This is a genomic window from Nitrospinota bacterium, from assembly GCA_016208975.1.
GTDB lineage: Bacteria > Nitrospinota_A > UBA7883 > UBA7883 > JACRLM01 > JACQXA01.
This window is the reverse complement of sequence record JACQXA010000004.1, coordinates 22,735-36,507: the sequence shown is the minus strand read 5'-3', so window position 1 is coordinate 36,507 and position 13,773 is coordinate 22,735. Positions and strand designations below refer to the sequence as shown.

Here is a 13,773-nt window from a genome sequence, read left to right as displayed (position 1 = left end):
TTACCTGGAAAGCCAAACGGCTTCTTTAGCTATCCAGCCCCCGTCACCATCGGCGTCCACCACTTTTATCCAGTCTTTCTTTTCTTCCAGCGCCTTGAATAGGTACCTCCGCTCCACGGTGAAAACCACGGGATTGTTCTTGCCCGGCCCTTTTCTCACGTCGGCTTTCTTGGCCACCACCACGGCGGCCTTGCCTTTGGCCACCACCTGGTCGTGAACCCAGCCCACGTCGCCGTCTTTGTCGCGCAGGGCGTACCAGTTCTGGAATTTTGCGAGAAACTCCACGGGAGTGTAACGCGGCGCCTCCCATAGCACCTTGTAATTGGTGCCAGGGCCCGAGCGGAACTTACCCGACTTGCCTTCGATGTAAACCGTTTCCGCGTAGGCGGCGCCAGCCATGGCAAAGGTTATGGCTGAAAACGCCAAAACCGCTGTCAGGAGGCGGAAGATTCTTCCGGCCCCTGGCTTTCTCTGCGTTTCAACCATTTCCTGTCCCGTCTTTCGGAGTGGCGCTGACCCTGGCGGCCCTGCTCCTCCCTGCTTTGCCCGCTTGGGGGGCTGGAACCGGCGGAAGGGCCGGGGGCCGGCCTCGGGCCTTGCGATGGCGGTCTTTGTTCCATTTGACCGTCAGCCGGTTGCTGACCCTCGCTTCTGCCGCCCCGTTTTTTCTTTCGCCGTCTGGGTTTTTTCCTGGCAGTCCGCTCGTCCGGCTCGGTTCCGGGTTGTGTTTCCGTAATGGGAACGGGTTCCCGTGGGGCTGTTTTATCCGCCGCCGACTCTCTTCTTGCGGGTGGGGCGGTTCTTTCTTCCGGTTTTTGGAAAGCCTGGCCGTGAGGTTTCTGGGCGGGTTTAACCTCGGTTAGGCCGTATTCTTCCCTGGAGCCGTCCTCGAACAGCACTCCAACCCGTTCCTGTAAAACGTTCAATATGTAAACCCTGCCAATCCTGCCATCGGGGGCCTGCACCATCTTGTTCATCTTGGGCGCTTTGGCCATCAGCTCCTTGTATGTCTCATGCTCGTAAGCCAGACAACAGGTGAGCCTGCCGCAAACGCCTGAGATTTTGGCGGGATTAAGTGACAGGTTCTGATCCTTGGCCATCCTGATGGACACCGGCGCGAAATCGTTCAGGAAACGCGCGCAACAAAGATCCACCCCGCATGGGCCCAGCCCGTTGAGCAGTTTGGCTTCGTCGCGCACCCCAATCTGGCGCATCTCCACCTTTATGCGGGTGAAGGCCGCCAGGTCTTTCACCAGGTCGCGGAAATCCACCCGACCCTCGGAGGTGAAGAAGAAAACCGCCTTGGTCCCGTCGAAGGTGTAATGGGCTTTGGTGAGCTTCATTGCCAAGTCGCAGTCCAAAATCCTCTCACGGCAATATTTGATGGCCGTCTTTTCTTTCTTTATAAGAGATTCAACCCGGCTAAAGTCATCCTCGGTGGCGCGGCGGATAATCTTGCCCACCGGTTTTTTCCTTGGGCATACTGCGCCAAGGGGTCTTCTGGCGAAAGTGACGGCGCCGAAAAACGGCCCGTTTTCCCCCTGCGCTATGCACTTCGTCCCCACAGGCAGGTCCAGCCCGTTCCAGTAATAGTCCGCGGCCTTGCCCCCCATCCGGTTGATAACGCCGATTACATACGCCTCTTCCCTCGGCCCGGCGGGGCGGGCGTTGGCTGGCTCCTGATCCATGGTCACGGCGCCGGAGGCGAAGAAAGGCTCCATGGTGAATTCGAAGCCGCTATCCATATCTATAGGTTTTTCGGGGACGGCCACGCCGTCCGCCGCATTGTCATTTTCTTTCACGGTTACCGCAGTTTGATTTCATGATGAATGAGGCCGGCCGCCAGAAGCGGATTCACGTTTAGACGCCGTGCCCGGGAAATATCGAGCGTGGCCTCGTAAGCGGTAAAAAGCTTTCTTAGCGGCAGACGCGCCGCCAAACGGCTCAGTTCCTCCACAATGTCCATATTAACAACTTTATCATATCCGCCCGTGGTTTTTATCGCCGCCAGGTCCTTTATTATCTCCAGCAGGCTTTCCAGCGTCCTGTCGAAAGTGGCCTTGTCCGCCGCCTTGTCCAGCTCGAAAGCCACTTTAAACCCATCGGCGGTGGAGCCTTGGCTGGTGGCAGAGCTTACCAGCGACAGCGCATAGGCCCGGTGGCGGTTCAGCGCCGATATGCTTTCTTCCTCCGCCATGCCCGGCGCGCCCCGGGTTAACGCCGCCAGCCGCCCGGCCTCTTCTACGGTGACACCCGGCTTTCGCATGAAAAGCTCCACGGCGGTCTCGAAGGGCAATGGATTGAACCGGGCCTTCTGGAGCCTGGACAGTATGGTGGGAAGAAGCCTGAAAGCGTTCACGGCCAGCAGTATTATCACGGTCCTTCCCGGCGGCTCCTCCAGCGTTTTCAAAAAGGCGTTGGCCGCTGGCAGGTTCATCATTTCCGCCCCTTCCACTATCACCACCTGCCTTGAAGATTCGTAGGGTTTGAAACCAAGCCGGTAGATAAGCTTGCGGACATGCTCTATGGAAATCTCTTCCTTAACCTTCTTATCGCGGATTTCCGGCTCCAGCATGATGATGTCCGGATGGTTGCCGCTTTCGGCTTTTTTGCACGAGGCGCAATGGCCACAGGCGTCTTTCCCGTTCTCCGCGCACAATAACGCCCGGGCGAAAGCCAGCGCGGTTGTGCGTTTGCCAACCCCCTCGGGGCCGGTGAAAAGATAGCCCGAAGCTGGTTCACCAGGCGGCAAGGCGGACTGGAGGATTTTTACGGCCCCTTCCTGCCCGGCTATTTGCGACAACGAAAGCATGTCAGGCGTTCCTTGCGGGGAGGATTCGCTTTACACTTTCATAAACGCTCAATGCCACATCCTCTACGTCTCCTGTGGCGCCTATCAGCGTTACCCTTTCCGGCTCGGCCTGGGCGATTTTCTGGAATCCCTCGCGCACCCGGATATGGAATTTAACCCCTTCGTACTCAAACCTGGCTTCGGCATGGCCTTCCACCGCGAACCGCGCCGAGGCCCGTTTCAAACCATCCTCCACCGGCAGGTCAAGAATAATGGTCTTGTCCGGCCAAGCATCGCCGCAAACCATTTGTGTGATGGATTTGATCGACGATATGTCCATCCCCCTTCCGTATCCCTGATAGGCCACGGTGGAGTCCGCAAACCTGTCGCACAATACGATTTGCCCCGCCGAAACCGCCGGGGCTATGATTTTGGATACCAGTTCCCGCCGGGCGGCGGAGAAAAGCAACAGTTCGGTAAGTGAATCAAGCGATCCCGTGGCCGGATCCAGCAGGATTTTCCGTAATGCCTGACCCGCAGGGGTGCCGCCGGGCTCACGGGTGACAACCACCTGCCAGCCATCGGCCCGAAGCCTGTCGGCCAGAAGGTTTATCTGGGTGCTTTTACCGCTTCCCTCGATTCCTTCGAAGGTTATGAAAACGCCTGTCATCGAATTTTTTCCATTTACGCCTATTAAGTCTAACCGCGTTCCGGGCGCGGAGCAAGAAGGGCTGATTAAAAATCCCCGGTGGGATAAAATACGCCCATGGCCGCAAATTCAGTGAAGTTTCTAAAACTCTGGGAGCATACCCATTGCCGCCCTGTGGACTCTGTGTCACTGGCGGGGGATTCCGGTGACGTGGTGATAAGCGACAACCGCGACCGGCTGGCCCTGATAAACCCAAACGGTGGCGTGGTGTGGGACCACAAGCTGGATTTTGCCCCGCTGGAGAGCAGGATCACCGCCGACGGTTCCATGATTTACGTTTTGACCACCCAGGGCAAGCTGATGAAAATCACCCGTGACGCGGAGCTTGAATGGGAGCATTTCGTGGATCGGGACGGGAAGACCCTTGCGGTAAAAGCCGGGGGGCAATCGGCGGTGGTGGCCTCGCACAAGGGAAGGTTCCACGTGATGAGCGCCGGTGGTGAGCGGGCGAGGATAGTGCACACTCAGGAGCCGGTGGCCTTCGCCCGGTTCGCGCCCCGCTCCGGTGGGTTTTTTGTGGCGGGCGCCTTGGGGTGGATAGGGTACTACAACTCGAAGTTCGACCCGGTGAGCGAGCTTTCGCTGGGCAGGACCATTTTCGACCTTAAAGTAAGCTCCAGGGGGGCGGGGGTGTACCTGGCGTTGAAAGAGGAGGGCTTCTGTTTTGTGGATATGGCCGAAAGCCAGTTGACCACTGTAAATCCGGGCTTCCAGGTAGTCCGCATAGGCGTTGATGAATCCGGCGCATTGATAGCCGCCGCTGGGTTCGATGGGGAGTTGACCGCGCTGAACCGGCAGGGTGAGTACTTGTGGAGCGCTAAATCCGCCCGGCCCGTGGTGTTTGTGGAGATGGCCCTGGACGGGTCGCGCATTGTTACCGTGACGGACAAAGGCGTTGTGTCCTGTTACGGAGCCGGTCATGGCGTGGCCGTGGCCGAGCCGGAGAAGCCGGAGCCTAAACCCGAGCTGAAAAAGGAACCCAGGCCCGCGCCCACCCCGAAAGAAAAAAAGCCCGGGGAAAACGATTTCGATTACCTGGAGCTGTGAGACGCTGGTAAACTTCCCCTACGGGGAACAATTCCAATTTCAATCGAGGGGCCATGTCCGAGCAGGAGCTTGCAACCGAACTGAAACTGTTGATCCGCTCCCGGTTTCCGATAATTTACCTGCTTACCCACGAGGAGGAGCGGGCGGAAAAACTGATTGCCTCCATCGCCGCCGAGTTGAACAAAAAAACGTCATTCTGGTCCATCACCAGCGACGACGGCTCCGCCCAGCCCGCAAAAAAAGCCACCGATGCGCTGGATACGGCCCTGGCCTCCACCGAGTCTTCCATAATCACCCTGCGAGATTTCCATCATTACATGGAGAACGACCAGGTGATTAGAAAATTGAGGGACCTGGCGCGAGAGTTCTCCCGGTCGCAAAAAACCCTGGTGATCCTCTCCCCAACGCTGAAGACCCCGCCGGAACTGGAGAAAGACATAACGATAATTGATATGCCCATGCCCGGCCGGGCGGACATCCGCGGCGTGCTGGAGGAGGCGCTGGCGTTCGCCGCCCGCAACCCGAAACTTTCCGTGTCCCTCACCGAAGACGATAAGGACGCGGTGGTGAGCGCCGCAATGGGGCTTACGTTGACGGAGGCCCGCCGGATTTTCTCCAAATGCCTGCTTACAGACCATTCGTTCGATTCCCGGGACATACAGCTTATCCTCTTCGAGAAAAAACAGCTTATACGCAAATCCGGAACGCTGGAGTATTTCGACACCTCCGAAAACATGAACAGCGTTGGCGGGCTGGATTATTTAAAGAAATGGCTGGTGGACCGTAAATCGTCGTTCACCAAACGGGCGCGGGACTATGGCCTGCCCATGCCCAAGGGGCTTTTATTGCTGGGCGTGCAGGGATGCGGAAAAAGCCTCGCCGCCAAGGCCGTGGCCAACCTGTGGAGCCAGCCGCTATTAAGGCTGGACATGGGGCGCATATTCTCGTCTTACATAGGCTCGTCTGAAGAGAACATCCGCAAGGCCATCGCCACCGCCGAATCGCTTTCGCCGGTGATCCTTTGGATAGATGAAATAGAAAAGGGTTTCTCCGGCATCAAATCCTCCGGCGCCACAGACGCGGGGGTTACGGCTCGCATATTCGGCACGTTCCTCACGTGGATGCAGGAGAAGAAACGGCCGGTTTTCGTAATCGCCACCGCCAACTCCATAGAAGACCTGCCGCCGGAACTGTTGAGGAAAGGCAGGTTCGACGAGATATTTTTTATAGACCTGCCGGGGGACAGCGAACGGGGCCAGATATTCAATATCCACATTGAAAAACGCAAACGCAAGGTGGACGGATTCGACATCGGCAATCTCGTAGCAAAATCCAAAGGTTATTCCGGCGCCGAGATAGAAATGGCCATAGTGGAGGCGATGCACACGGCCTTCGCCGAAAACCGCGAATTTATAAGCGCCGACATAAGCCACGCCATGGAGCTTACGGTGCCCCTGTCCAGGACCATGGCGGAGAACATAGAGGCCCTAAGGCAATGGGCCCAGCACAGGGCCCGGCCCGCCTCGGCGAAAAACCCATGAATTGTGATAAAGTCTGATCATGATCTTCGAGTGGGACAGGGACAAAGCGAAGAGAAATCTAAAAAAGCACCGTGTAGCGTTTGATGAAGCCGTGACAGTATTTTATGATGGATTGTCGGCGACTTTTCATGACCCGGACCACTCGATTGATGAGCAAAGGTTTATAACTGTCGGGTACTCAAATCAGAGCCGGTTACTGGTGGTTTCCCACACGGAGCGGGGTAACGCCATTCGTATAATAAGCGCTCGTCCCGCAACGGCGCTTGAAAGGAGACGGCATGAAAGCTAAAGGGAAAGTAACCAGCGATGAATTGCGCCCCGAATATAGCTTTGATTATACCAAGGCCGTTCGTGGCAAATATGACAAGCGGCTATTGAAGGAAGGCGCAAACATTGTAATGCTGGAGCCGGATGTGGCGAAAGCGTTTACAGATTCAGCCTCGGTAAATGACGCCTTGCGGTCATTGCTGGACTTGACGAAGACAACCCGGCGCCTTACAAAACATTCCCGCTGACCACCGTTTTCCCGGCGGCATTTTTAATAGTTATTGTCATTTCAACTCACAGGCACTATAGGCAGTTCCGCCTGGGCGTAGGCGGGCGTTATTTCCCGCAACGGTTTCCCGGCGCCGGGCACAACCGCGTCCGGGGCGATGTCCATCATGGGGTAATACACGAATTGCTGGGTTAAAAGGTGGGGGTGGGGGATAACCACCGCCGGTTCGTTCACAATCGTGTCGCCATACATGATCAGGTCTATATCCATGCTTCGCGGCGCGAACTTGTCGCCGTTTCTTGCCCTGCCGCAAAGCTCCTCGATAAGTTTCAGCTCCGCCCGGGTGGCGAAAAGGTCCCGCCCGGTCTCCGCGGCCACGGCAAGGTTTATGTAATCCGGTTGCGGCTCTTTCACCCCCCAGGCAGGGGAGCGGTACCGCGAGGACACAGCCGTTACGTTGAACCTTGAGCGAAGCAGGCCCAGCGCTTTTTCGATGTTCTTGTCCGGCTCCAGGTTTGCGCCTATCCCGAAATACACTTTAACCCCTCCAGCCGCCACAGGCCGGGTTATTTCTATGGAAACGTTTTTCGAAGATCGCACGGCTCCGGGTTTGGATACGCGCACCGTGGCTTTTTTCACGCCGCCCCTGGCCAGGCATATCCGGGCTATCTGTTCGGCCAGCGTCTCGATAAGCTTATAGCCGCTGGCTTCGACGAAGGTGATAATATCTTTGGAGAGGGATTTGTAATCCACCGCGTCTTTTATGTCGTCACTGTGGGCGGCTGAACGGATGTCGCATTCCAGCGAAAGGTCCACCGTAACCCGCTGGCGGTTTACCCTTTCCCAGTCGAAAATGCCTATGATGCACTCGGTCTCCAGCGTTTCCAGGATTATACGGTCGCTCATTCCCAATTTGTCTCCAGTTGGTCAATACCGGACAAGCGCCGGGTTCTAAAAGAATAGCACGGCTGTGCGGATATGGGCGAGGCGGCGCATGGCGCCACGACAGGCGCACTGCCACATTGCCACATATGCTTCCCAGTGGTCGCCCGATCCCGGTGAAGCGCAACATTTTATTGCGGCTCGTTCCATGTCACCCTTCGATAAACTCGCGGTGCGCCATTTGTCATCCCGGCCAAGCGTAGCGCGAGCCGGGATCAGAGACTCAACGGGGTCGCGGTGCGCCATTTGTCATCCCGGCCAAGTGTAGCGCGAGCCGGGATCAGAGACTCAACGGGGAATGGACGAAGCCCCGATGCCGGGTCAAGCCCGGCATGACAATGTTCCCACTATTGGGGATATTCTTACGCTTCCCCGTGGCCGCCACATGGTCGCTTCCCCGTGGCCGCCATGTGAACGCTTCCCCGTGGTCGCCCGACCACGGATTCCTATTCGGAGTGGAGAAGACCGGGGTCAGGCGACCCCGGAGAAGCTCAACATTTTATTGCGGCTCGTTCCATATCACCCTTCGATAAACTCGCGGTGCGCCATTTGTCATCCCGGCCAAGTGTAGCGCGAGCCGGGATCAGAGACTCAACGGGGAATGGACGAAGCCCCGATGCCGGGTCAAGCCCGGCATGACAATGTTCCCACTATGGGCTCCTGGCTTGACCGGTACAGGGCAATCTTTTCCCTTAACATGCGGTACAATAAATTAGATATAATTAAGGCCATAGAATTCATCAAGCGCCAAGGCGATGATCAATTTATTTCCCTCCCTGTCCCCCTTCCTTATAGTGCTGGTTTTCGCCTTCATAGCTTATATGTGGGTGGTGGTTGTTGATGTAATGTCTTTCCCGTTTGTTCCCATCCATATTTTAAAAGACTCCACCTTCGTTTTGTTCGTCACCCTGTTGCTTTACGCGTTGATCAGGCAACATGAAAAGGCCCTTAAAGTGGAGCAACAAGAGGTGGAGGTTTTAAACCGCCTTTACAAGATCGTCATAAACTCCAACCAGATGCTCATAAGATCCTCCACCGAGCAGGAGATGCTTCAAAAAACCTGCGAGTTCATCGTTAAGCTGGGCGGGTATCAAATGGCGTGGGCGTTTTTACTGGACGATAACGGGCAAATAAGGATTTCCCAATGTTCCAGCCCGTCGGGGGAATGTTTTACAGGTTTCATGGGCGAGATGGCCAAAGGGTGTGTTTCATGCCCGGAAGCGATAGCTGTCAGTTCCGGGGCGCCGGTGATATGCAACAGCATAATTTCCGAAACAAGGTTCCCGGAATGGGCCGTGGTGTCGCTTAAACAAGGTTACAAGTCCGTGGTGTGTCTGCCATTAAGGGACAACGGCAATGTGCTTGGGGCTATCGCCCTGTATTCCGGCGCGGAAAATGTTTTTAATGAAAAGGAGATGGAGATTCTTTCGGAGCTGACCGGGGATTTGGCGTTCGGAGTTTTAACCCTGAAAACCCGCGCCGGAAAGATGATGGCCGAAGAGTCCGTCATGAGTGTCGCCAAGTTCCCGTCGGAGAACCCGAATCCGGTTTTCCGCGTGAACGCGGACGGGATTGTGCTTTACGCCAACACCGCCAGCGGCCTTATGCTGGGGATATGGGAAGGCGCCAATCGGGTGGCGCTTCCGGAAGACTATAGGGAAGCCGCGCTATCGGCGTATAGGGCCCGGGTAAACCGGGAACTTATAACTGAAATAAATGATAAGAGTTTTTCCCTGGTTTTTGTTCCTTTCCCGGAATACGCATACATAAACGTATATGGGCGGGACATAACCGAATACAAACAGGCCATTAAAACGCTAAAGGGGGAGAGCAAATACATCTCCTCCATTCTGGACATCACCGCCGCGCTGATAATCGCCATGGACGAGAAGGGGCGGATAATCACTTTTAACAAGGCTTGCGAAAAGCTGACAGGGTATAAATCAGCGGAATTGGCCGGAGAAAAGGTTTGGGAACGGCTTATCCCGCCGGAAGAGATCTCCAAAGCCCAAATGACGATGACAGCCTTAAGGGAAACCCAGAAGCCTTCACGGTATATAGGGCAATGGCTCACCAAGGATGGGGATAAGCGGCTCATTTCATGGTCAAACACGGTTGTCCCAGCCACATCCGAGAGAAACGCCGTAATAATCGGAGCCGGAATAGACATTACCGAACAAGCCCAGGCCGAAAAGACCACAGCCTATATGCTAAAGCTGGAAAAAGCCATAGCCGAATTCTCGGCTTTATTCGCTTCCGGTGAAGAAGCGGACATTGGGAAAGCCCTGGAGATCATCGGCAGGGCGGTGGACGCCAACCGTTCCTACATATTCAGCATACGGGATGGGGGATCGGTTATGGACAATACCCATGAATGGTGCAAGGAGGGGACAGAGCCGCAGATAACCAACCTGAGGGGTATCGAGACTTCCACCCTTCCATGGTGGATGGAGAAGTTAAACAGAGGGGAAACCATAATAATACAGGATGTGGAGTCCATGCCGCCTGAGGCCATGGACGAGAAAAAGGTTTTACAAGCGCAGGACATAAAGTCGTTGCTCGTGGTGCCTATAGCCATAAGGGACGGCTCGCTGGCCGGTTTCCTGGGTTTTGACGACACGGAAAAGACAAGAATGTGGTCCACCGAGGACGCGCGCTTATTGAAAGTGGCCGCGGAGATAATATCGGGGCATCTGGAGCGCCAAAGCGTCGTGGAGCGGCTGAAACTGCTCATGGTGGCGGTGGAGCAGAGCAGTACCGCGTTTGTTATAACAGATGTGGACGGGAAAATTGTTTACGGAAACTGCAGGGTGACCGAGATAACGGGTTATAACCTTGAGGAGCTGATAGGCCAGAATCCAAGGATACTCAAGTCCGGCCATACCACCCAGTCCGAATATAAGCGAATGTGGGACACCATATTGACCGGCCGGGTGTGGAAGGGGGAATTCAGGAACAAAAAGAAAAACGGAGAGCTTTTCTGGGAGGCGGCCATCATATCGCCGGTGCGTGACAGTGCGGGGAACATATCCCATTTCGTCGCTGTCAAGGAAGACATTACAAAGCAAAAAGAAGCCGAAGAAGCCCTGCTACAATCCGAAAAGATGGCGTCTATCGGCCAGCTTGCGGCTGGCGTGGCCCATGAAATAAACAACCCCATCGGGTATGTATATTCGAATATAGGCTCGCTGGAGAGGTACGTTCAGGACATTTTCAAGGTGATGGACGAATACGCCGGCGCCGAAAAAGCGCTTCCCAAGGAGGAGTTGGACCGGCTAGAGGAGGTAAAACGCAAGGCGCGGCTGGAATATGTAAAGAGCGACATTTTCGATTTGATGACCGAATCGCGGGAGGGCATAAACCGCGTCAAATATATTGTTCAGGACCTGCGGGATTTCTCCCACACGGCGGACACCACCTGGGTGTTGTACGACCTGCACACCGGGCTCAACAGCACACTGAACATCGTGAATAACGAGATAAAGTACAAGGCGAAGGTGGTAAAGGAATACGGCGACATACCCTTGGTGGAATGCATGCCGATGCAGTTGAACCAGGTGTTCATGAACATTATCGTAAACGCCGCCCAGGCCATTACCGAGAACGGTTTGATAACCATCAAGACGTATATGGAAAACGAAGGCGTGGCGGTGGAAATAATAGACAACGGCCCCGGCATACCCCCGGAGCATTTAAAAAGGATATTCGACCCGTTCTTCACCACCAAGCCGGTGGGGCAGGGCACCGGGCTTGGCCTTTCGCTGGCCTATAGCGTGGTGAGCAAGCATGATGGGCATATCACCGTGGAAAGCGAGCCGGACAGGGGGACCAGGTTCAAGATTTGGCTTCCCGCGGTCAGGAAGAATAATGGTACCTGATGGTGATATAATTCCTGAATAAATGGGAGTATAGTCATTATATGTACAGAGTAATGGTCGTTGATGATGAGTCGAACATCTTAAAGTCCCTGGGCCGGTCGCTGGCGGAGGATTACGAGGTGGAAACCTTCGACTCCCCCTTCAAGGCGCTGGAAAGGGCCAACGAGGCCACGTTCGATCTCGTCTTGTCCGACTACCGGATGCCGGAAATGAACGGCGTTAAATTCCTGGCCGCCTTCAAGCAAAGACAGCCCAACGCCGCCCGCCTTATCCTTAGCGGTTATACCGACCGGGAAGAGCTGGTTGGCGCCATCAACGAGGCGGAGATATACCGGTTCATTTCCAAACCCTGGGAGGAGTACGAGTTAAAGTCCACCATTGCTCAGGCCATAGCCTATAACGGGCTTTTAATGGAAAACCAGGCTTTGGCGGACCAGGTCCGGGCCCAGCAGAAAGAGCTGGCCGATATGGATGACATGATGAAGTTGACCAAACAGGAACTGGCGCGGCTGGAGAAGGAGCATCCGGGTCTTACGAAACTAAAGCTGGACTCGCACGGTTATTACATAAGTTCTATCCAGGAGGAATAGGCGGGGTGAGCCTGCCATGGTGAAATTGCCGAACAATGACCTTGACCGCTTCCCAGTGGTCGCCCCGGGCTGTTGCCCAAATAGTTTAGCGCCGTTTCAGCGATGTCGTCCCGGCCAAGCGTAGCGCAAGCGGAGACCCGGGATCAGGCCCTTTTTTCAAATACATATAAGGTCGTGGCCCCGGCTCGCGCTTCGCTTGGCCGGGGTGACATTGCGGGAAACGGTTTGGGGAACAGCCCCGCCCGACCACGGGAATTGGGTCAGCGACCCCGGTGAAGCGCAACATTTTATTGCGGCTCGTTCCATGTCACCCTTCGATAAACTCGCGGTGCTCCATTTGTCATCCCGGCCAAGCGTAGCGCGAGCCGGGATCAGGGCCTCAACGGGGAATGTACGAAGCCTCGATGCCGGGTCAAGCCCGGCATGACAATGTTCCCACTATTGGGGATATTCTCACCCGGAATCCTTCCCTGCATTTGTCATGGTGAAATTCTATGGTTCATGTCAAGGCTGGATTAAGCCTGTTGAACCATAACCTTGTATGCCAAGGCGGGAGCCCCTCGGCAGGCACGGGGTGACAGCAAATTACGCCCCCACCTCTTTCAGTTCCGAAGTAGCAAAAACGGCGTCTATAAACTCCTGCGGGTCGAAGGGGCGCAGGTCTTCAATCCCTTCCCCCACGCCGATAAGTTTCACCGGCACCTTCAACTGCTCCATGATGTTTATCACCACGCCCCCCTTGGCGGTTCCGTCCAGTTTGGTCAGCGCCAGCCCGGTGAGTGGCGCCGCCGAATGGAAAACGGTGGCCTGGTTCACGGCGTTCTGGCCGGTGGTGGCGTCCAGCACCAGCAGGGTTTCGTGAGGGGCGCCGGGCATTTCCCGCTCGATTACCCGCCGCACCTTCTTAAGTTCTTCCATCAGGTTGGCCTTGTTGTGAAGCCTTCCGGCGGTGTCCACGATCAAAACGTCGCGGTTCCGGGCCCGGGCGGCGCGGATGGCGTCGAACACCACGGCGGAAGGGTCCGCCCCAGGGTTGTGGCGGACAATGTCCGCGTTGGAGCGGCGCGCCCATTCCTCCAGCTGGTCTATGGCGGCGGCCCTGAAAGTGTCCGCGGCGGCCAGAATCACGGATTTCCCCTCGCCGGTGAATTTGGCGGTGAGTTTGCCTATGGTGGTGGTCTTTCCGGAGCCGTTCACACCAACAACCAGAATCACCCTTGGTTTCTCATCGGAATCGGAGCCCTGGTCGAAGATGTCCTGCTTGATAATGGCGATAAGCTCTTTTTTGATGAATTCCACCACCTCGGCGGTGTTCTTGAGCAGGTTCTTTTTCACGTCCCGCCGCAGGTCTGAAACGATGCGGTTCGTGATGTCCACCCCGATGTCGGAGGCCAGAAGCACTTCCTCCAGGTCATCCATAAACTCGTCATCCAGCTTGGCGTGGGCTCCTATTAGCCGTTCGAAACCCCGGGCAAGCCCCTGCCTTGTTTTGGCAAGACCCTTGAAAAGCCCGCCAAACAATCCTTTGCCGGTGGTTTCGGGAGCGCTTGTTACAACCGGTGTTTGCGGAACCGGCTCTGGTTGTGCCGGGGCTGGTGGAGTTTTTTTCTTACCGAAAAGGCTGAAAATCATATTTCGTGGAAAACGCTTAAATTAGAAGATTATAACATATGGTTTCCCGCCAATTTTAGAAGGGCTTGGCGATTCTAAACAGCTATCCCTGTCAAAATTCCGTCGCTGAAAAGCCTGCCTAATGAATTTGGGATTATTTTTCGTTCG

12 protein-coding genes are annotated in these 13,773 nt (G+C 55.6%); 6 read left to right on the top strand and 6 right to left on the bottom strand.

Going from position 1 to position 13,773, the window contains the following annotated elements; all coding sequences use genetic code 11:
- From HY751_03665 to HY751_03650, 4 genes are read right to left on the bottom strand one after another with little or no spacing between them, the layout of a single operon-like run.
- The gene (locus tag HY751_03665) at nucleotides 1–426 is read right to left on the bottom strand and encodes an SH3 domain-containing protein (GenBank protein ID MBI4665489.1); all 426 of its coding nucleotides are present in this window, start codon (nucleotides 424–426) and stop codon (nucleotides 1–3) included.
- An 8-nt stretch (nucleotides 427–434) separates the two neighbouring features.
- Nucleotides 435–1,802, bottom strand: coding sequence for a hypothetical protein (locus tag HY751_03660; GenBank protein ID MBI4665488.1), 1,368 nt, complete (start codon nucleotides 1,800–1,802; stop codon nucleotides 435–437).
- A gap of 2 nt (nucleotides 1,803–1,804) precedes the next feature.
- Nucleotides 1,805–2,812, bottom strand: coding sequence for a DNA polymerase III subunit delta' (gene holB / locus HY751_03655; protein MBI4665487.1), 1,008 nt, complete (start codon nucleotides 2,810–2,812; stop codon nucleotides 1,805–1,807).
- 1 nt (nucleotide 2,813) lies between these two features.
- Nucleotides 2,814–3,461 (bottom strand): dTMP kinase, encoded by a 648-nt coding sequence (locus HY751_03650; protein ID MBI4665486.1) that lies wholly within the window; start codon nucleotides 3,459–3,461, stop codon nucleotides 2,814–2,816.
- A 96-nt stretch (nucleotides 3,462–3,557) separates the two neighbouring features.
- Between HY751_03650 and HY751_03645 the strand changes: the two genes are divergently transcribed.
- From HY751_03645 to HY751_03630, 4 genes are read left to right on the top strand one after another with little or no spacing between them, the layout of a single operon-like run.
- Nucleotides 3,558–4,547: a PQQ-binding-like beta-propeller repeat protein gene (locus tag HY751_03645; protein ID MBI4665485.1), complete on the top strand. Its 990-nt coding sequence runs from the start codon at nucleotides 3,558–3,560 to the stop codon at nucleotides 4,545–4,547.
- A 53-nt stretch (nucleotides 4,548–4,600) separates the two neighbouring features.
- The gene (locus HY751_03640; protein MBI4665484.1) at nucleotides 4,601–6,088 is read left to right on the top strand and encodes an AAA family ATPase; all 1,488 of its coding nucleotides are present in this window, start codon (nucleotides 4,601–4,603) and stop codon (nucleotides 6,086–6,088) included.
- A gap of 19 nt (nucleotides 6,089–6,107) precedes the next feature.
- Nucleotides 6,108–6,377 carry a BrnT family toxin gene (locus HY751_03635; GenBank protein MBI4665483.1) on the top strand — a complete coding sequence of 90 codons (270 nt, stop codon included), beginning with the start codon at nucleotides 6,108–6,110 and terminating at the stop codon, nucleotides 6,375–6,377.
- Nucleotides 6,367–6,603, top strand: a complete 237-nt coding sequence (locus HY751_03630) for a hypothetical protein (protein ID MBI4665482.1) — start codon at nucleotides 6,367–6,369, stop codon at nucleotides 6,601–6,603. The genes HY751_03635 and HY751_03630 overlap by 11 nt, the downstream gene beginning before the upstream one ends.
- 41 nt (nucleotides 6,604–6,644) lie before the next feature.
- Here HY751_03630 and folK read toward each other — a convergent pair whose 3' ends face one another.
- Nucleotides 6,645–7,490, bottom strand: coding sequence for a 2-amino-4-hydroxy-6-hydroxymethyldihydropteridine diphosphokinase (gene folK, locus HY751_03625; GenBank protein MBI4665481.1), 846 nt, complete (start codon nucleotides 7,488–7,490; stop codon nucleotides 6,645–6,647).
- Nucleotides 7,491–8,281: 791 nt separating this feature from the next.
- On the opposite strand from folK, the gene HY751_03620 reads away from it, so the two are divergent.
- Together HY751_03620 and HY751_03615 are read left to right on the top strand one after the other, a co-directional pair.
- Nucleotides 8,282–11,404 carry a PAS domain S-box protein gene (locus tag HY751_03620; GenBank protein ID MBI4665480.1) on the top strand — a complete coding sequence of 1,041 codons (3,123 nt, stop codon included), beginning with the start codon at nucleotides 8,282–8,284 and terminating at the stop codon, nucleotides 11,402–11,404.
- Between the two features lie 41 nt (nucleotides 11,405–11,445).
- Nucleotides 11,446–11,994 carry a response regulator gene (locus HY751_03615; protein MBI4665479.1) on the top strand — a complete coding sequence of 183 codons (549 nt, stop codon included), beginning with the start codon at nucleotides 11,446–11,448 and terminating at the stop codon, nucleotides 11,992–11,994.
- 585 nt (nucleotides 11,995–12,579) lie between these two features.
- Here the strand turns inward: HY751_03615 and ftsY are convergent.
- Nucleotides 12,580–13,626: a signal recognition particle-docking protein FtsY gene (ftsY, locus tag HY751_03610; protein ID MBI4665478.1), complete on the bottom strand. Its 1,047-nt coding sequence runs from the start codon at nucleotides 13,624–13,626 to the stop codon at nucleotides 12,580–12,582.
- Nucleotides 13,627–13,773: the final 147 nt, after the last annotated feature.

Excerpts from the sequence above, each read along its gene's own strand:
- holB (MBI4665487.1), bottom strand. The coding sequence starts at position 2,812 with ATGCTTTCGTTGTCGCAAATAGCCGGGCAGGAAGGGGCCGTAAAAATC.
- HY751_03650 (MBI4665486.1), bottom strand. The coding sequence starts at position 3,461 with ATGACAGGCGTTTTCATAACCTTCGAAGGAATCGAGGGAAGCGGTAAA.
- HY751_03620 (MBI4665480.1), top strand. The coding sequence starts at position 8,282 with ATGATCAATTTATTTCCCTCCCTGTCCCCCTTCCTTATAGTGCTGGTT.
- HY751_03630 (MBI4665482.1), top strand. The coding sequence starts at position 6,367 with ATGAAAGCTAAAGGGAAAGTAACCAGCGATGAATTGCGCCCCGAATAT.
- ftsY (MBI4665478.1), bottom strand. The coding sequence starts at position 13,626 with ATGATTTTCAGCCTTTTCGGTAAGAAAAAAACTCCACCAGCCCCGGCA.
- HY751_03640 (MBI4665484.1), top strand. The coding sequence starts at position 4,601 with ATGTCCGAGCAGGAGCTTGCAACCGAACTGAAACTGTTGATCCGCTCC.
- HY751_03635 (MBI4665483.1), top strand. The coding sequence starts at position 6,108 with ATGATCTTCGAGTGGGACAGGGACAAAGCGAAGAGAAATCTAAAAAAG.
- HY751_03615 (MBI4665479.1), top strand. The coding sequence starts at position 11,446 with ATGTACAGAGTAATGGTCGTTGATGATGAGTCGAACATCTTAAAGTCC.
- folK (MBI4665481.1), bottom strand. The coding sequence starts at position 7,490 with ATGAGCGACCGTATAATCCTGGAAACGCTGGAGACCGAGTGCATCATA.
- HY751_03645 (MBI4665485.1), top strand. The coding sequence starts at position 3,558 with ATGGCCGCAAATTCAGTGAAGTTTCTAAAACTCTGGGAGCATACCCAT.